This is a genomic window from Streptomyces sp. NRRL WC-3549 (genome assembly GCF_000721935.1).
Classification (GTDB): domain Bacteria; phylum Actinomycetota; class Actinomycetes; order Streptomycetales; family Streptomycetaceae; genus Streptomyces.
This window is the reverse complement of sequence record NZ_KL585400.1, coordinates 103,099-120,380: the sequence shown is the minus strand read 5'-3', so window position 1 is coordinate 120,380 and position 17,282 is coordinate 103,099. Positions and strand designations below refer to the sequence as shown.

Annotated in this window: 18 protein-coding genes; 12 read left to right on the top strand and 6 right to left on the bottom strand. The window is 71.3% G+C overall.

Annotated elements, in window-relative coordinates; all coding sequences use genetic code 11:
* Nucleotides 1–838 (bottom strand): HAD family hydrolase (locus tag IH13_RS37645; protein WP_031085105.1); only part of this gene is annotated, 838 nt, incomplete at its 3' end.
* A 132-nt stretch (nucleotides 839–970) separates the two neighbouring features.
* On the opposite strand from IH13_RS37645, the gene IH13_RS0116400 reads away from it, so the two are divergent.
* From IH13_RS0116400 to hemB, 6 genes are all read left to right on the top strand, one after another.
* Nucleotides 971–1,252 (top strand): glutaredoxin family protein, encoded by a 282-nt coding sequence (locus tag IH13_RS0116400; protein ID WP_031085104.1) that lies wholly within the window; start codon nucleotides 971–973, stop codon nucleotides 1,250–1,252.
* Nucleotides 1,253–1,726: 474 nt separating this feature from the next.
* Nucleotides 1,727–2,503: a redox-sensing transcriptional repressor Rex gene (locus tag IH13_RS0116395; protein WP_031085103.1), complete on the top strand. Its 777-nt coding sequence runs from the start codon at nucleotides 1,727–1,729 to the stop codon at nucleotides 2,501–2,503.
* Complete coding sequence (locus tag IH13_RS0116390; protein ID WP_031085102.1) at nucleotides 2,500–3,999, top strand: glutamyl-tRNA reductase; 1,500 nt, start codon at nucleotides 2,500–2,502, stop codon at nucleotides 3,997–3,999. The genes IH13_RS0116395 and IH13_RS0116390 overlap by 4 nt, the downstream gene beginning before the upstream one ends.
* Entirely contained in the window at nucleotides 3,996–4,982 is a 987-nt protein-coding gene (gene hemC, locus IH13_RS0116385; protein ID WP_031085100.1) for a hydroxymethylbilane synthase, read from the top strand. Before IH13_RS0116390 ends, hemC begins: the two co-directional genes overlap by 4 nt.
* Nucleotides 4,979–6,646 (top strand): bifunctional uroporphyrinogen-III C-methyltransferase/uroporphyrinogen-III synthase, encoded by a 1,668-nt coding sequence (locus tag IH13_RS0116380; RefSeq protein WP_031085097.1) that lies wholly within the window; start codon nucleotides 4,979–4,981, stop codon nucleotides 6,644–6,646. The genes hemC and IH13_RS0116380 overlap by 4 nt, the downstream gene beginning before the upstream one ends.
* Nucleotides 6,647–6,762: 116 nt before the next feature.
* Nucleotides 6,763–7,764: a porphobilinogen synthase gene (hemB, locus tag IH13_RS0116375; protein ID WP_031085095.1), complete on the top strand. Its 1,002-nt coding sequence runs from the start codon at nucleotides 6,763–6,765 to the stop codon at nucleotides 7,762–7,764.
* Nucleotides 7,765–7,844: 80 nt separating this feature from the next.
* Here the strand turns inward: hemB and IH13_RS0116370 are convergent, their stop codons facing one another.
* Entirely contained in the window at nucleotides 7,845–8,825 is a 981-nt protein-coding gene (locus IH13_RS0116370) for a helix-turn-helix transcriptional regulator (protein ID WP_031085093.1), read from the bottom strand.
* Nucleotides 8,826–8,965: 140 nt separating this feature from the next.
* Between IH13_RS0116370 and IH13_RS0116365 the strand changes: the two genes are divergently transcribed.
* Both IH13_RS0116365 and IH13_RS0116360 read left to right on the top strand, forming a co-directional pair.
* Entirely contained in the window at nucleotides 8,966–9,388 is a 423-nt protein-coding gene (locus tag IH13_RS0116365) for a VOC family protein (protein ID WP_031085091.1), read from the top strand.
* Nucleotides 9,385–10,473 carry a winged helix DNA-binding domain-containing protein gene (locus tag IH13_RS0116360; RefSeq protein WP_031085089.1) on the top strand — a complete coding sequence of 363 codons (1,089 nt, stop codon included), beginning with the start codon at nucleotides 9,385–9,387 and terminating at the stop codon, nucleotides 10,471–10,473. Before IH13_RS0116365 ends, IH13_RS0116360 begins: the two co-directional genes overlap by 4 nt.
* A 7-nt stretch (nucleotides 10,474–10,480) precedes the next feature.
* Here IH13_RS0116360 and IH13_RS0116355 read toward each other — a convergent pair whose 3' ends face one another.
* From IH13_RS0116355 to IH13_RS0116345, 3 genes are all read right to left on the bottom strand, one after another.
* Nucleotides 10,481–10,888, bottom strand: a complete 408-nt coding sequence (locus tag IH13_RS0116355; protein WP_031085087.1) for an SRPBCC family protein — start codon at nucleotides 10,886–10,888, stop codon at nucleotides 10,481–10,483.
* Between the two features lie 88 nt (nucleotides 10,889–10,976).
* The gene (locus tag IH13_RS0116350) at nucleotides 10,977–11,327 is read right to left on the bottom strand and encodes a hypothetical protein (protein WP_031085084.1); all 351 of its coding nucleotides are present in this window, start codon (nucleotides 11,325–11,327) and stop codon (nucleotides 10,977–10,979) included.
* Between the two features lie 48 nt (nucleotides 11,328–11,375).
* Entirely contained in the window at nucleotides 11,376–12,170 is a 795-nt protein-coding gene (locus IH13_RS0116345; RefSeq protein ID WP_031085083.1) for a DUF4253 domain-containing protein, read from the bottom strand.
* Nucleotides 12,171–12,563: 393 nt separating this feature from the next.
* Here IH13_RS0116345 and IH13_RS0116340 point away from each other — a divergent pair, with 393 nt between their 5' ends.
* The 4 genes from IH13_RS0116340 to IH13_RS0116325 are packed head-to-tail and all read left to right on the top strand — an operon-like array spanning nucleotide 12,564 to nucleotide 15,686.
* Nucleotides 12,564–12,896, top strand: coding sequence for a hypothetical protein (locus IH13_RS0116340; RefSeq protein ID WP_234433311.1), 333 nt, complete (start codon nucleotides 12,564–12,566; stop codon nucleotides 12,894–12,896).
* Nucleotides 12,897–12,937: 41 nt separating this feature from the next.
* A complete protein-coding gene (locus IH13_RS0116335; RefSeq protein ID WP_031085078.1) occupies nucleotides 12,938–13,705 on the top strand; it encodes an ATP-binding cassette domain-containing protein in 768 nt (255 codons plus the stop codon).
* Nucleotides 13,702–15,054 carry an ABC transporter permease gene (locus tag IH13_RS0116330; protein WP_031085077.1) on the top strand — a complete coding sequence of 451 codons (1,353 nt, stop codon included), beginning with the start codon at nucleotides 13,702–13,704 and terminating at the stop codon, nucleotides 15,052–15,054. Before IH13_RS0116335 ends, IH13_RS0116330 begins: the two co-directional genes overlap by 4 nt.
* Before the next feature lie 11 nt (nucleotides 15,055–15,065).
* Nucleotides 15,066–15,686, top strand: a complete 621-nt coding sequence (locus IH13_RS0116325) for a hypothetical protein (RefSeq protein WP_234433310.1) — start codon at nucleotides 15,066–15,068, stop codon at nucleotides 15,684–15,686.
* Nucleotides 15,687–15,866: 180 nt separating this feature from the next.
* Here the strand turns inward: IH13_RS0116325 and IH13_RS0116320 are convergent, their stop codons facing one another.
* On the bottom strand, nucleotides 15,867–17,147 hold the full coding sequence (locus IH13_RS0116320; protein ID WP_031085073.1) for a choice-of-anchor A family protein: 1,281 nt from the start codon (nucleotides 17,145–17,147) through the stop codon (nucleotides 15,867–15,869).
* Nucleotides 17,148–17,282: the final 135 nt, after the last annotated feature.

Here is a 17,282-nt window from a genome sequence, read left to right as displayed (position 1 = left end):
GCCGCCAGTCCAGCGCACGGGCGTGCTTGCGCAGCTTGGTGTCCGGGTTGACCGCGTACGGGTGGCCGACCAGGGACAGCATCGGGATGTCGTTGTGCGAGTCGCTGTAGGCGGCGCAGCGTTCCAGGTCCAGGCCCTCCGCCGCCGCCAGGGCGCGTACCGCCTCGGCCTTGGCGGGGCCGTGCAGCGGTTCGCCCACCAGGCGGCCGGTGTAGACGCCGTCGACGGACTCGGCGACCGTGCCCAGCGCGCCGGTCAGTCCGAGGCGGCGGGCGATGATCGTGGCGGTCTCCACCGGGGCGGCGGTGACCAGCCAGACCTTCTGGCCCGCGTCGAGGTGGGCCTGGGCGAGGGCGCGTGTGCCGGGCCAGATGCGGTCGGCCATGTACTCGTCGTAGATCTCCTCGCCGATGGACATCAGCTCGGCGACGCGGTGGCCCTTGACGATGGAGAGGGCGCTGTCGCGGGCGTCCTGCATGTGGTCGGGGTCCTCGACGCCGGCCAGCCGGAACCACGCCTGCTGCCAGGCGAACCTGGTCAGTTCGCGGCGCTGGAAGAACTTCCGCTTGTACAGGCCCCGTCCGAAGTGGAAGAGCGCGGCGCCCTGCATCACGGTGTTGTCGAGGTCGAAGAAGGCGGCGGCCCGGTCGTCCCCGGCCACCGGGAAGGCGGGTTCGGCCTCTTCCGCGGTCAGCAGGTCCGCGGCCTCGTCGGGGAGGGGTGTCTCGTCGGCGGGAAGGGTCGACTTCCGTGCTGCCTCGGCTGCGGCCTCGCCTGCCAGCACGCTGCGTGCCGTCGCGGAGCGCCTGCGGGGTGTGAGCCATCCAAGTGCGGCCATGCCGTGAGCATAGCCATTCGGCCCGCCCGTTCCCGCCCCGGTGGGAAGCGGCGGTGTGAACTCTGCGGGCCGCGGTGCCGAACGGCTGACCGTGTGCGGGGGTGTTGCCGGCGCCCGGCGCAGAATAGGGACATGAGTCCCCTGTTGCGGCGTGCGAAGAGGAAGCCCGAGGACCGGGTGGTCACCCTGGTGGGCAAGCCGGACTGTCATCTCTGCGACGACGCGCGGCTGGTGGTGCGCGAGGTGTGCGAGGAGACGGGTGCCTCCTGGGTGGAGAAGGACATCACCCGGGACGAGGCGCTGTACAAGGAGTACTGGGAGCAGATCCCGGTGGTCCTGATCGACGGCGAGCAGCACACGTTCTGGCGCGTGGATCCGGTGAGACTGCGCACAGCGCTGCGGGACAGCCCTTAGGGCGTGTTTCGGCAGGTGGCGCCGTCCGCCCGGAGGGCGGGCCCGGCGGCGTCCGGCGTGGGCGATCGCAAGGCGGAGGGCCGTCCCGGTACCGGGCGTACCGGGGCGATCCCGACCACGCGGTGAGCGTGCGCGTGCCGGGCGTCGCCGGGCGGGAGGGGCTTGCGGAACACGCCTTGAGACCTTCCGGGGCACCTCGACGGTGGAACCGGGCTACCATCATGGGCGTTTTGGGTGTTCTCGGGGGCATGGACATGAGGAGTGTGTACCGCTTTGCCCTCGTCGGACCTGCAACGGGTCGATGCCGTCCCCGGTTCCGCGATCACGCAGCGAATATGCGTGACCCCGGTCACTTTGACCGGACAAAACGGACACTATCTTTGTGCACACGTTCACAAAGACATAGCCTGCTGTCGACGGGGCGGTCATAGGACATACGGCCGCCTGCAGCCCCGCTCATCCCGCAGGAGCACCGTGGCAACTGGCCGAACTCACCGACCGGCGACCCGTAGCCGAGGAATTCCCGAGGCCACCGTCGCCCGGCTTCCGCTGTATCTACGCGCACTCACCGCGCTCTCCGAGCGCTCGGTTCCCACGGTCTCCTCCGAGGAACTCGCGTCCGCGGCGGGGGTCAACTCCGCCAAGCTGCGCAAGGACTTCAGCTACCTGGGCTCCTACGGCACGCGTGGTGTCGGGTACGACGTCGAGTATCTCGTCTACCAGATCTCCCGTGAACTCGGGCTCACCCAGGACTGGCCGGTCGCCATCGTCGGCATCGGCAACCTCGGTGCGGCGCTGGCCAATTACGGAGGGTTCGCCTCCCGTGGCTTCCGGGTCGCCGCGCTGATCGACGCGGACCCGGCCATGGCGGGCACGCCCGTCGCGGGCATCCCCGTCCAGCACACCGACGACCTCGACCGCATCATCAGTGACAACGGTGTGTCGATCGGCGTCATCACCACCCCGCCCGGCGCGGCCCAGCAGGTCTGTGACCGGCTCGTCGCCGCGGGTGTGACCTCCATCCTGAACTTCGCGCCGACGGTGCTCTCCGTGCCCGACGGCGTCGACGTGCGCAAGGTCGACCTCTCGATCGAGCTGCAGATCCTCGCCTTCCACGAGCAGCGCAAGGCCGGGGAGGACGCGTCCGCCGACGGCCCCGCGTCCGACGCCGAGCAGGCGCCGCCCGTGCGCGCGACCCCCACGAGCCGGAAGGGACCCGACGGGGACATGCCCGCCGTGATGCCGGCATGAGCCTCCTGGTCGTAGGGCTGAGCCACCGCAGTGCCCCCGTCTCCGTCCTGGAGCGGGCCGCGCTGGAGGCCGACGCCCGCACGAAGCTGCTGCAGGACACCCTCGCCGCCGAACCCGCCACCGAGGCGGCCGTCCTGGCCACCTGCAACCGCATCGAGCTGTACGCCGACGTGGACAAGTTCCACGCCGGTGTGGCCGAACTGTCCACACTGCTCGCCCAGCACAGCGGCGTCGGTCTGGACGAGCTCACGCCGTACCTCTACGTGCACTACGAGGACCGGGCCGTCCACCACCTCTTCTCGGTGGCGTGCGGGCTGGACTCGATGGTCGTCGGCGAGGGCCAGATCCTCGGCCAGATCAAGGACGCGCTCGCGCTGGGGCAGGAGCTGCACACCGCGGGGCGGCTGCTCAACGACCTCTTCCAGCAGTCCCTGCGGGTCGGCAAGCGCGCCCACAGCGAGACCGGGATCGACCGGGCCGGGCAGTCGCTCGTCACCTTCGGCCTGGAACAGCTCGCGGACGGCGCCGAGGTCACCGAGTGGGCCGCGGGCAAGCGTGCCCTGGTGATCGGGGCGGGCTCGATGTCCTCACTCGCCGCCGCGACCCTGGTACGGGCCGGTGTCGCCGAGGTCGTCGTCGCCAACCGGACCAGGGCCCGCGCCGACCGGCTCGTCGAGATCCTCGGACAGGGCGGCCGGAGCGCCGCGCGCGCCGTGCCGATGGCGGCCGTGCCCGACGAACTGACACGTGCAGACGTCGTCGTCTCGTGCACCGGTGCCACCGGGCTCGTCCTGAGCGCCGAGGCCGTCGCCAAGGCGCTGGGTGTGGAATTCGACGTCGCGGAGAAGGCCCCCGGGGCGCCCGCGTCCACCGCACCGGTGGAGGCGCTCGACCAGCACGCCGCCTGGGTGGAGAACGGCTCCGCCACCGACGCCGCGCAGGACCGTGCCGTGCGCCGGGTACCGGTGCGTGCGGTGGCCGACGCCGCGCCTGCCCGGATGCACCTGCTCGACCTGGCCATGCCGCGTGACATCGACGGTGCCGCCCACCGCGTCGAGGGGGTGCGCCTGGTCGACATCGAGTCGCTCGCCGAGGCGTCCGCCGACGCGCCGATGGCCGCCGACGTGGACCTGGTGCGCACCATCGTCGCCGACGAGGTCGCCGCCTTCGGTGCCGCCCAGCGCGCCGCCCACATCACGCCGACCGTCGTCGCCCTGCGCACGATGGCCGCCGACGTGGTGGCCGGCGAGATCGCACGGCTGGACGGACGCCTCCCCGACCTGGACGAGAAACAGCGCGCCGAGATCACGCAGACCGTGCGCCGCGTCGTCGACAAGCTCCTGCACGCGCCCACCGTGCGGGTCAAGCAGCTCGCCAGCGAGCCCGGCGGCGCCGGGTACGCCGACGCGCTGCGTGAACTCTTCGACCTCGACCCGCAGACGGTGGCCGCCGTCTCCCGGGCAGACCTGAACGACCCGAATCGAGGGCGGTCATGACCGACTACTCACCCCTGGGCGGGGACACCACCAAGCCGCTGCGGCTCGGCACCCGGCGCAGCAAGCTCGCCATGGCGCAGTCCGGCATGGTCGCTGATGCGGTCCGTGAGGTGACCGGGCGTGCCGTCGAGCTCGTCGAGATCACCACGTACGGAGACGTCTCCCGCGAGCACCTGGCACAGATCGGCGGGACCGGTGTGTTCGTCGCCGCCCTGCGCGAGGCGCTGGCGCGCGGCGAGGTGGACTTCGCCGTCCACTCGCTGAAGGACCTGCCGACCGCCCAGCCGGACGCCCTGGTGCTGGCCGCCGTGCCGGAGCGCGAGGACCCCCGTGACGCCCTGGTGGCGCGGGACGGGCTGACGTTCGCGCAGCTGCCGTCCGGTGCCCGCATCGGCACCGGGTCGCCGCGCCGGATGGCGCAGCTCAACGCGTACGCCCGCGCGCACGGCCTCGACATAGAGACCGTGGCGATCCGTGGCAACGTCGACACGCGTATCAATTTCGTACGGAGCGGAGAGCTGGACGCGGTGGTACTCGCCGCGGCCGGTCTCAGCCGTCTGGGCCGGACCGGTGAGGTGACCGACTTCCTGTCGACCGACACCATCCTGCCCGCTCCCGGTCAGGGAGCACTGGCGATCGAGTGTGCTCAAGGCAGCACCGAGCTCGCCGCCGCACTCGCCGAGCTCGACGACCCGCACACCCGGGCCGCCGTGACCGCCGAGCGCGCCCTGCTCGCCGCCCTGGGGGCCGGCTGTTCCGCACCCGTGGGTGCGCTGGCCGACCTCCAGGGCGACGGCCAGACTGTCAACGAACTGCGCCTGCGCGGTGTCGTCGGTTCCACCGACGGCGCTTCCCTGGTGCAGCTGTCCATCACCGGTTCCGCTCCCACGTCGCCCGACGACGCGGCGGCCTTCGGACGCGAACTCGCGGCCGGGATGCTCGCCAAGGGTGCGGCCGGTCTTATGGGGGAGCGAGCACTTTGAGCCCCACCGGCCCCGTCGTATCCGACTTCCCTGTCCTGTCCTCAGGGCACGTCACCTTCCTCGGCGCCGGTCCCGGCGACCCGGGACTGCTGACTCTGCGCGCTGTCGAGGCGCTCGCGAGCGCGGACGTCCTTGTCGCCGAGCCGGACGTGCTCGACGTCGTTCGCGGCCATGCCCGGGCGGGAGTGAGCACGCCTGAGATGACGGTAGTTGACACCTCGTCAACAGCCGCCGGGGTACCCGTTCTCAGGGATGCGGTCAATCTTGTCATGGAGGGCGTGAAGGGCGGCAGGCGGGTCGTCCGTGCCGTCAGCGGCGACCCCGGCATGGACGGCGACGCGGGCGCGGAGATGCTCGCCTGCGCCGCCGCGGGTGTCCCCTTCGAGGTGGTGCCCGGTGTGGCGAACGCCGTGGGGGTGCCCGCGTACGCCGGTGTGCCGCTGCGGGACGCCCAGGGCGCCGACGTGCGCTTCGTGGACGCCCGTACCGCCTCGGACCGTTGCTGGTCCGAGGTCGGCGCGAGCGACGCGACGGCCGTGGTGTCGACGTCGCTGGACTCGGTGGCCGCGGCCGCCGGGGAGCTGGTGTCGGCGGGCCGCAAGCCGGACACCCCGATGACGGTGACCGTGGCCGGGACGACGACGCGCCAGCGCACCTGGACGGCCACGCTCGGGACGATCGGCCAGGTGCTGAAGCAGGCCAAGGTCCTCCCGTCCCCGGAGGGGCACCGGCCGGTGATAGCCGTGGTCGGGGAGCGCAGCTCCGCCGCCCAGCGTGACCAGCTGTCGTGGTTCGAGTCGAAGCCGCTGTTCGGCTGGAAGGTGCTCGTGCCGCGTACGAAGGAGCAGGCGGCGTCGCTCTCCGACCAGCTGCGCTCGTACGGTGCGGTGCCGCACGAGGTCCCGACGATCGCCGTCGAGCCGCCGCGGACGCCCCAGCAGATGGAGCGCGCGGTCAAGGGGCTGGTGACGGGCCGGTACGAGTGGATCGCCTTCACCTCGGTCAACGCGGTCAAGGCCGTGCGGGAGAAGTTCGAGGAGTACGGGCTCGACGCCCGCGCCTTCGCCGGGATCAAGGTCGCGGCCGTCGGTGAGCAGACCGCCACCGCGCTGATCGACTTCGGGGTGAAGCCGGACCTGGTGCCGTCCGGGGAGCAGTCGGCCGCCGGTCTGCTGGACGACTGGCCGCCGTACGATCCGGTCTTCGACCCGATCGACCGGGTGTTCCTGCCGCGTGCGGACATCGCCACGGAGACCCTGGTGGCCGGGCTGATCGAGCTGGGCTGGGAGGTCGACGACGTGACCGCGTACCGCACGGTGCGCGCCTCGCCGCCGCCGGCCGAGACCCGTGAGGCGATCAAGGGCGGCGGGTTCGACGCGGTGCTGTTCACCTCGTCCTCGACCGTGCGCAACCTGGTCGGCATCGCGGGCAAGCCGCACAACGTGACGGTGATCGCGTGCATCGGCCCGGCGACGGCCAAGACGGCGGAGGAGCACGGCCTGCGGGTGGACGTCCTGTCCCCGGAGCCGTCGGTCCACCGGCTGGCCCAGGCGCTGGCGGACTTCGGCGCGCAGCGCCGGGACGCGGCGAAGGAGGCCGGTGACCCGGTGACGCGTCCGAGCGAGCGCCGCCCGGGTGCGAGACGGCGCCGGACGACGACCTGACGGTCGGTGCGGCGTGCGCGGGGCCCGGTCGCTTCCTGGTGGAGCGGCCGGGCCTCCCCCTTTTTCCGGGCCGGCTGTCGGTAAGCCGGTGATGTGTACGGGTCTAACCTCGAAGGATGACTGTGTACGGAAACTTCCCCGGCTCCCGCCCCCGGCGGCTGCGGACGACCCCCGTCATGCGGCGCATGGTCGCCGAGACCCGGCTCGACCCCGCGAACCTGATCCTGCCCGCGTTCGTGCGGGAGGGCATCGACGCCCCGGTCGACATCTCGGCCATGCCGGGCGTGCGGCAGCACACCGTGGACACCCTGCGGAAGGCCGCGGTCGACGCGGTCGCGGCCGGGGTCTCCGGGATCATGCTCTTCGGGGTCCCGCTGGACGAGAAGAAGGACGCCCGCGGTACGGCGGGCACCGATCCGGACGGCATCCTCCAGGTCGGTCTGCGCGCGGTCCGGGAAGAGGTGGGCGACGACCTGGTGGTCATGTCCGACCTGTGCCTGGACGAGTACACCGACCACGGCCACTGCGGGGTGCTCACCGGGGACGGCCGTGTGGACAACGACGCCACCCTGGAGCGGTACGCCGAGATGGCCCAGGTCCAGGCCGACGCGGGCGCCCATGTGGTGGGCCCCAGCGGGATGATGGACGGCCAGGTCGGGGTGGTCCGCGACGCGCTGGACCAGACGGGGCACGAGGACGTGTCGATCCTCGCGTACACCGCGAAGTACTCCTCCGCCTTCTACGGCCCGTTCCGTGAGGCGGTCGGCTCCTCGCTGCGGGGCGACCGCAAGACGTACCAGCAGGACCCGGCGAACATCCGCGAGTCGCTGCGCGAGCTGGCGCTCGACCTGGAGGAGGGCGCCGACATGGTCATGGTCAAGCCGGCCGGCCCGTACCTGGACATCCTGGCCAAGGTCGCGGACGCGGTGGACGTGCCGGTGGCGGCGTACCAGATCAGCGGCGAGTACGCGATGATCGAGGCCGCCGCGGAGAAGGGCTGGATCGACCGGGACGCGGCGATCATGGAGAGCCTGCTGGGCATCCGGCGCGCGGGCGCGCAGATGATCCTGACGTACTGGGCGACGGAGGTCGCGCAGCGGCTGACCGCGCGGGGCTGATCCGGGGGCCCTTGCGGGGGCGGGGGCGAGCCCGGCGCCGCTCGCCGTCGCTTCACGGTCCGGGTGCCGGGGGCCGGCGTTCACGGTCCGGGCGCCGGGGGCCGGTGGGCCGTCGCCGCGTCGGCGTACCGCCGGGCCAGCCGGGTGAAGGCGTCCCGCAGTTCGTCCGGTCCGACGGCCTCGATGTCGGCGTCGAACCTGCCGAGTCCGGCGGCCAGGGCGGTCCAGGACCAGGAGCCCAGGAGGAGGCGGCAGCGGTCGGGTCCGAGTTCCTCGACGAGCCCGTCCCGGACGTAGGGGGCCACGGCCGTGGCGGGCGCGTGGAGGACCACCTCGCCGCGGCAGGGCCAGTCCCCGGGGGCCTCGGCGCCCCGGAACCGGCCGGCCACGAAGGACGCGACGTCCCCGCCCGGTACCTCGCGCGGGACGAAACGGGGGCCGGTGGGGACGCGCGGGGTGATCCGGTCGGCGCGGAAGGTGCGCCAGTCCTCGCGGTCGAGGTCCCAGGCGACCAGGTACCAGCGGCCCGCGTAGGCGACGAGGTGGTGGGGCTCCGCGCGGCGGGGTGTGTCGCTTCCGGTGTGGTCGAAGCGCAGCACCTCGCGGGCGTGGACGGCGGCGCCGATCGCCATGAGGGTCCGGCTGCCGACCCGTGGGCCCCGGCCGGTCGCGTCCGTGGAGACCGCCGTGACCTGGAGGGCGTCGACCCGGTGGCGCAGCCGTGCGGGCATGACCTGCCGGATGGTCGTCAGCGCGCGGGCCGCGGCCTCCTCGACCCCGGCGCCGGTGGCCGGGACGGCCTGGAGCGCGAGGGCGAGCGCGACGGCCTGTTCGTCGTCGAAGAGCAGCGGGGGCAGCTCGGCGCCCGCCTTCAGCCGGTATCCGCCCTCCGGCCCCTTGGAGGCCGCGACCGGGTAGCCCAGTTCGCGCAGGCGGTCCACGTCACGGCGTACCGTGCGGGGGCTGACGTCCAGCCGCTCCGCCAGCAGCGCCCCCGGCCAGTCCCGGCGGACCTGGAGCAGGGACAGCAGCGCGAGCAGTCGGGCTGAGGTCTTCGGCATGCCTCCATGCTGCCCCCGGTAGCGGCCACACCCTGACCGCTACCCCTGCGAGTGTGGGGCGCACCGCAGGACGCGACCGCGTGGCCTGCGACCGAGGGACCGGCGACCGCTGGACCGCGACCGGGGCAAGGAGCCACCACATGTCCGTCACGACCACGACCCATCTGAACTTCCGGGGCGAGGCGCGCGCCGCGCTCGACTTCTACCACTCGGTGTTCGGCGGCGACCTCGCCGTCGTCACCTACAAGGACGCCGGGGCCACCGGTGGTCCCGACGAGGCGGACCAGGTGATGTGGGGCCAGGTGGCGGCGGAGAACGGTTTCCGCGTCATGGCCTACGACGTGCCCGCGCGGCTGCCGTACGACCGGGGCGAGAACTCCTTCTTCGTCTCCGTGCGCGGCGAGGACGCGGCGGAGGTGACGGCGTACTGGGAGGGGCTCTCGGCGGGGGCGAGCGTCGTCCAGCCGCTGGGGCCCTCCGCGTGGGCCCCGCTCTACGGCATGCTCAAGGACCGGTACGGCGTGGTCTGGGTCCTGGACGTGGCGAGCGGGTACGCCGGGTGACCACCCTGGACACGCGGGCGCTCAACCGGGCCGCGCTCGCCCGGCAGTTGCTCCTCGACCGCGCGGAACTCCCTCCCCTGGACGCCGTCGCGCACCTGTGCGGTCTCCAGGCGCAGGAGCCGCAGGAGCCCTTCACCGGGCTCTGGTCCCGGCTGCGCGGCTTCGCACCGGCGGATCTGGACGGCCTGCTCACCGGGCGGCGCGTCGTGCGCACCCATCTGATGCGCCGCACCGTCCACCTCGTCACCGCCGACGACGCCCTGGCCTGGCGGTCCCGTCACGACGCGATGCTGCGGCAGCGCGTGCTGGGGGTCTACCGGCGTGAGCTGGAGGGGGTGGACCTCGACGCGCTCGCGGCGGCGGTCCGCGCCCTGGTGGCGGACGGCGAACCCCGCACGATGACCGAGATCGCGGGCGCGCTCGCCGACCGCTGGCCCGAACCGGGCCGCCGGGCGCTGGGGGAGATGGCGGTCGCCGCCCTGGTCCCGATGGTCCAGGTGCCGCCGCGCGGGCTGTGGCGGGTGAGGGCGGGGGTGCGCAACCGGCCGCTCGCCCACTGGGTGGGCCGTGAGCCGGATCCGCCCGGCCCGCCGGGGGCCGACGCGGCGGGGGAGGCCCTGGTGCTCCGCTATCTGGCGGCGTACGGCCCCGCGGCCTCGGCCGACCTGCGGGCCTGGTGCGGGCTCGCCGGACTGCCCGCCGCGGTGAAGGCGGTCCGGGACCGGCTGGTCTCCTTCCGGGACGGGCGCGGCCGGGAACTGCTCGACCTGCCCGACGCACCGCGCCCGGACCCGGACACACCGGCGCCGGTGCGTTTCCTGCCTGCCTTCGACAACGCGGTCCTCGGCTACCAGGACCGTTCCCGGATCATCGACGACGCGCACCGGGGCCTGTCGGTGGAGGGCGCGCGCATGGTGCTGGTCGACGGCCGGGTCGGCGCGACCTGGACCGTGGACGCGGGGACGGTGGACGTCGCTCCGCTGCGCGGATTCAGCCGGGCCGAACGTGCCGCCGTGCTGGAGGAGGGCGGGGAGCTGGCGCTGTTCCTGTCGGACGGTGACAGTGACCGTGTGAGGCTGGGGTGAGGCGGGATCAGTCGCTTTCCAGGACGCGCTTGAGCGCCGCGAGGTCGGCGGTGACGGCTTCGGCGTCGCGGCGGAAGTCGTCGTCGCTCATCCCCGGCCTTCGGCGCAGGGTGAAGACGACCTCGCATCCGGTGGTGTGGGCGATGACCCGCACCGGGTTGTGCACCCTCTCGCCCGAGGGCAGCGTGACGTCGTGGTCCAGCACCCCGAACGCGTTCTTCGGGGCGAAGGTGACCACCACGCGCCCCATGGGGGAGTCAGCGACCCACTGTCCGTCGACCTCCTCGACGGAACTGCTCAGGCCCGCGGCCCACTCGGGCAGGTGGGCCGGGGCCGACGCGTAGGCGTAGACGTCGTCGGCGGTGCGGTCGATGTGGACGCTGAGGTGCCGGGAAGGCGAGTCGGGCGTGTTCATGGCGGCGACGCTATCGGGCCCGGCGGGCGAGGTCTTGTACGAAACGGATGTGGCGCCGCCCGCGTCCCGGCTGCCCGAGGGCACGGGGTCAGGGCCAGTCGACCAGGGCCATGAAGGCGATGAACGCGACGAGGACCGTGCCGGGAGCGGCCACCGACAGGAGGATCCGGGCGGGGAGGTGCCGCTGTCGCCAGGGCAGGACCCAGCTCGCCACCAGCACGGCCAGGGACAGCACGAGACCGGTGCAGAGAACGGCCCAGGCCGCGTCGAACGAGTCGGTGAAGCGGTCGGCCTGGGGCCCGTCGCAGGAGTCGCAGGCCATGGGTGACAGCCCGCCGTAGAGCAGGGCGAAGCCGGACGCCGGCAGGGTGACGAGCGTGGAGAGCAGGGGCGCCACCCAACTGTGCGGGGCGCGGGAACCGGTCAGGTCGTTCGGCATGCGGACGAGTCAACGCCGCCCGCCGCCTCGGCACATGAGCGCCCGTACTCAGTCCCACCAGAAGCCCCACGTGGACTGGGAGAGGAGGTTGCGCTCGGCGTACAGGCCGAGACCGTAGGGCGGGTTCTGCTCGATGGTGTCCGGACAGAACGCGAAGTGCTCATCGGCGAGGGCCCGTGCCTCCTCCAGGGTGGTGGGGGGCCGGCCGACCGAGACGACCAGGGTGTCGAACCCGATGATCAGCACCCGGATGTCGTAGCGGTCCTCCCACGAGCGCAGCACCGCGCACAGCCGCGCCACGTCGTTCTCGTGGTTCAGCGGGCCCTGCCAGCCGATCGCGGCCGGTATGTCGGCGCTCCGCCGCGCGGGGACCAGCCCCATGCGGAACCGGGACCCCTCGGGGCTCTCGGTGAACATGTCGGCGATCTCGGCGGCCAGGACGTCCGGGTCGTCGGAGGCACCGTCCTCCGGGACCGGGACCGGGGCCAGGCCGGGCCACTTCGCGTCCACGGTGCCGAGTTCGTCCCCGGCGTTGTCCTCCCAGAAGCCCCGGAGCACCTCTTCCGCGTCGTGGTCACCGGGGTACGACGTCCTCGCGGGGGCGAGGTCCCACCCCGCCGGCCACTGGCCGCGCCGCCCGCCGTCCACCAGCACCGGGAGCAGGCCCAGCGGACGGGCCGAGGCGCGCAGCGCCCGCCACGCCCCGGGCCGGGCCGTCTCGTCCGCGTGCCACAGCAGCGGTTCGTGCCAGGCCCCTTCGTCCGTGGTGTCCACCAGAGTGCCGGAGGGCAGCCCCAGGCCCGAAGCGGCCAGGTGCGGCAGGGAGTTCGGAAGCGTCGCCATGCCGGTGACCCTAGGCCCCGGCACTGACAGTCCAGGCCCGTGCTCCACAGCCTGCGCGTTCGGGGGGAATATATTGTTCCTCTTCGAGGTTCGATGAGAGCGAAAACCGTTCGTAGAGCTGACACTGTGCGGCTATATCGCACAGTCACCCCTCCTTCAACCATCCTTCCGGTCATTCCGTGATCACGTGTCGAGTTTTTTGGCGCGGAGACATTTGCCTGGCGCAATTGCCATGCGTAGTGTGATCTTGACGCACGGTCACCAATTCGGGTGAGTGCTGCGTGTATTCGCAGTTGACGCGTTAGGCGTTCGGGAGGGGAATCAGACATGATCAGCAAAAAGGTAGCCTCGTGGGGGGCCGCTCTGGTGATTTCCGCAGGAGCGGGTGTCGCAGTGGCCGCAGCGCCGGCCTGGGCGGTGCCGGACGGCTGTGAGGCGCCGAAGGCCAGTCTCACCAGCACGAACGGGCTCCTCAAGGGTAAGGCGACCTCGACTTGCACGACCTCGAAGACGCGGGCGCTGGTCGTGGAGATCAAGTGGAACAAGGCTGTTCTCCCTGATCCGCTCACGGCCAAGAACACCGATTCCGGTACCAAGAAGTCGTACAACGCCACGGTCTCCACGTGTGACAGCGGCAACAAGCGTGGGTATTACGCCCGGGGCTACTTCACTCAGAACGACTCGCACCACGACACCAGCCCCAAGGACATAAAGTCCTGCGGCTGAGTGTGAACCGGACGGACAGCTAGGCGGATGGGGGCGGCTTCATGGCCGTGGTGGAAGTGCGTGGGCTGGAACAACGCCGCGGAGCACGGCGGATCCTTCACGGGATCAGCTTCACGGTCGGCGTTGGCGTGACAGGGCTTCTGGGCCCGAACGGCGCGGGAAAGACCACGCTCCTTGAGACACTGTCCACCTTGCTGCCCCCTTCTGCCGGCATGCTCTCGGTGCTGGGTGCCGACGCTGCGGAACGCCGGTCGCGCAACGCCATCAGACGGGGAATCGGCTTCCTACCGCAGAATTTTGGGTACCCACCCAACTTTCGCGTGATCGATTTCGTCGAGTACGCAGCCTGGAGCAAAGGAATCGCGCACCACGAAATTTCAGCAGCGGCCACCGAGGCGGTGGGAGCCGTCGATCTGTCAGAATGCGCACGGCAGCCCCTCAAATCGCTCTCGGGTGGCATGCTCCGCCGCGCCGGAATCGCTTCGGCCATGGTGCACAACCCATCCTTCCTGATCCTTGACGAGCCGACTGTCGGGCTCGATCCGCAACAGCGCACTCAATTCCGAGAGCTCATTATTCGAATTTCCGGCCGGACCTCCGTGCTTCTGAGTACCCATCTGACCGAAGACGTCTCCGTGTCCTGCGACCGCGTCCTGGTCCTGAACAAGGGGACGATCGCCTTCGATGGATCCGTCGAAGAGCTTTCCGCGCGGGGAAGAGGTCCCGTCGAAGACAGCGGCGGCAGCGGGGCCCGTTCGACGCAGTCCGAGCTGGAGCGCGGGTACGACAGGGTGGTCACGGCCGCATGACCGACCGGACATCTCTTGCGGAGCAGTCATCGGACGCGTACGGGCCGGGCGACCTGCCGTCGGCACTGCCCGATTCCTCACCGCGCTCGTTCCTGACCCCTGTGCGGATCGAGTTGGCCCGCTCGGGCTTCCTGTGGTTCGTGCCCGTCCTGGTCTGCGTCGGAGTGGCGATCGCCTGGCACACACTCCGCCCCGGTGTCGCCTACTGGCCCAGCACCATCACGTCGGCGAACGCCTCGGTCGTCATCACCGGCCCCCTCGTCGCGGGCATGGCCACATGGCTCGGCGCACGCGAGAAGAGAAGAGGGCTGGCCTACCTCAGGGCTCTGTCCCCGCGTGCCGACTGGCTCTACCCGGCCGCCGAGCTGATCGCGGTCCTGGCCTGGGCGGCCCTCTCCTACGCCGTTGTGCTGCTGACCGTGGCCCTGCGTACGTCGTTCATGGGCGCGACGGGGAGGTTCAGCCTCTCCGCCGCACTGGCGGGCGCCATGGGGCTCTGCCTGCATGCCGTGGCCGGCTACGCCGTAGGCCGCTGCTGGCACGGGAGGATCGTCCCCCCACTCGTGGCAATCGGTGCGTTCGTGATCACGTTGTACGGCTCCAACGGATACGGCTCCTCCTGGTACGTGCTCTTCCCGGTCCTCATCGACGAACCGGACCCGTTCTCGGCGTGGCAGCCAGGTCTCTACTGGCGTCAACTCCTGTGGCTTCTCGCCCTGGTCGCCTTGGTGACCAGCCTCTGTTTCGCCGCCGTATCGCGAAGCCGTGCCCTTCTGGCCTGCGTCGCGATGTCTGCGGCGCTCGCCGTGACCGGTGGATACGTGACCTGGCAACTGCGCGGCGTGTACTTCGAGCCGGGTGAGCCGGATTTCACCTACGCCTGTCGGCAGGGAACGGTCACCGTGTGCGTCAATCCGACCTTCCGTGCCGCCCTTCCCGAACTCGATGAGAGTTTTGCGGAGATCAGCGGGAAACTCGATGGAACGCCGGGGGAGATCACGAGGCTCGAACAGCGTCCGAGAGGGGTCGGCGGAGCCGCGTCTCCAGGAGCTCACGCCATCCACATGGACAATCTGGGGCCGGGGTGGCTCGGCGAAGTCCGCTCCGAGTTCCTTCAGGAACTGGTCGACCAGGACGCCTGTATGGACGCCGACGAGGATGCCTACCTGCTGACGGAGTCAGTCGCGTCCTGGATGGCCGACGAAGTGGTTCCGGAGAGCAGCCGGTCCGCATACGCTTCGGACCATCTCCGCGCTCTCTCTCCGGAAGAATCGCGGGCCTGGCTGAACGCACACTTCACGCAGTTCCGTGAGTGCTCACTCGATTCGTCCGACTTCACGCGGAGCTGACACTGAACGCGTTGCGATTCTGGCTGTTGTTCGCTCGCGCGTACCGGGGCGCACCTTCGCTTGCGGCCATTCTGCTGCTCACGGTGTTGAACGCCGTCGTAGGGGCCCATGAGGTGCGAGCCGGCCTGTCGGAGCCTGTGACGATTCCGTACGCGCTGCTGATCCCCGCCGTCATGGCATGTGTGGTCGGGCTGTCCTGTTACGCGGACGTCAGTCATATGGACCGTGCGGGGACCCGCCGTGTTCCGCTCGCTCGCCTTCTGCTGCTGCTGGCTCTCCTGGCCCCGGCGGCGGTCGGCCTTCTGCTCCTCACTCCGGGCAGCCAGTCCCCCGAAGCACTTGGGCAGGGTGAGTGGGCCGCATTCCGTAATCTCCTGGGGCTGACCGGGGTCGTAGCCCTGTCGGTGACCGTTTTCGGGCAGGAGGCGAGTTGGGTACCGACGACGGTGCTCACCGGAGCCGCCCTCTTCCTCGGCCGACAGGGCACGGGAGCCGGTGCGTGGGCGTGGATCTTCGCACCGCAGAACGACGCCGACGCCTTTTGCGTCGCTGTTGTCCTCTTCGTCTGTGGCACGTCACTTCTGGTTTTCCACGGGGAACGGGGGCTGGCACGGAGTGTCCTCCGGTACTGAGAACCACGATATCGCCCCCTTCACCGACCGAGCCTGAGGAAGCGGGACGCCGGACAGCGAGTTCTTCGAGACCGTGCCGCGTGACGCGGGACCCGACGAAGCTCCGCTGCGGGCACCGGAACGTGTGAGGGGCGGTGCGCGCGTGGCGCACCGCCCCTCACTCAGCGGTCATGTGCCGCGTCAGGCCTGGGCCTTGCGGCGGCGGGCCAGCACGACCAGGCCGGCGCCGGCCGCGAGGACCGCGGCGCCGCCGATGACCAGCGGGATGGTCCCGCTGCTGCCGGTCGAGGCCAGGTCGCCACCGGCAGCCGGGCTGTCGGACGGGGCCGGGGCGCCGGGGGTGGCCGACTCGGACGGGCCCTCGGACGGTCCGTCCGTCGGGGTGGCGCTCTCGGACGGCGGGGTCACCGAGGCGGACGGGGTGGCCGTCGCCGGAGGCGTCGTCTCCGTGCCCTCGCCCGGGGTCTCGCTGGGCGACGGAGTCTCCGTACCCGGAACCTCCGGGAGGCAGCCCGTGAACGGGAAGTGGTGCGTCTCCGCCCCGCCCGAACCGTGCAGCGACGCCACCCACACCGAGCCGTTGACCGGCGCGGCGGTCCCCAGCTCCAGGTGGGCCTTCGGCGCGAGCACGCTGCCCGGCCACGCGGCCTGGCTGTTCTTCGTCACCTTGGTGGCCTCGGGGAAGTTCCACAGCAGCTTGGCCCGGACTTTGCCGTCCGACGCGCTCTGGAGCTTGTCGTCCAGCACGAAGTCCTGGCCGCCCGACAGGAAGAAGCCGGTCGTCCGGGCACCGGCCATGTCGTACTCCTGGCCGCTGACGTTGACGATCGTCGTCGCACCCGCCGGGACCTTGATGAAGACCTCCTTGGCCTTCTCCAGTTGGTCCGCCGGCACCGAGAAGACGTTGCGGGCGCTGTCGCCGCCCTCCAGCGTCAGCTTCGGGCCGTCCAGCTTCACCTGGGCGCCGGCCGTCGCGGACTCCCCGGCCAGTGCCGAGGAGTACGCACGCAGCTTGGTGAACTCCGCCTCGAAGTCGATGAGGTCGGTCTTCTGACTGAACGTGCCGTTGTGCATCTCGACCTTGCGGTCCTTGACCGCGCCGCCGACGACGGCGTTCCCCTTCATCACGACCGTGGCCGAGCCCCCGTTGACCAGGTCGCCCCGGACGACGAGCGAGGCGCGGCCGGGCAGCGCGTCGACCTCGGCGGCCGACAGCTCGTTGGCAACGCTGAAGCCCCCGCGGAAGTCGGCGTTGCCGCCGACCGCCACGGCACCCTCGGCGTCGGGGGAGTGGGTGTCGTCCCCGAGGACGAATTCTCCGTACTTACCGGCGATTCCGAAGGCGTCGGTGGTGCAGTCCGCCGATGCGGCGGGGGCGGCCTGGGCGGCCGGAACGGCGGTGAGCCCGAGTACGAGGGCACCGCCGAGCGCCGCGATCGCGGCAGTTGTGGGTATGCGCATGGTGCGTGGCTCTCCTGCGAAGCAGTTATGAAGATCCTGTGGCGACTCCGGTCATGATTTTCATATATCCGAAAATTGGTCAAGACCAATGCGTGAACCCGCAGCGTACGGCGGGTGGGGGGCGGTGGCGTCAGC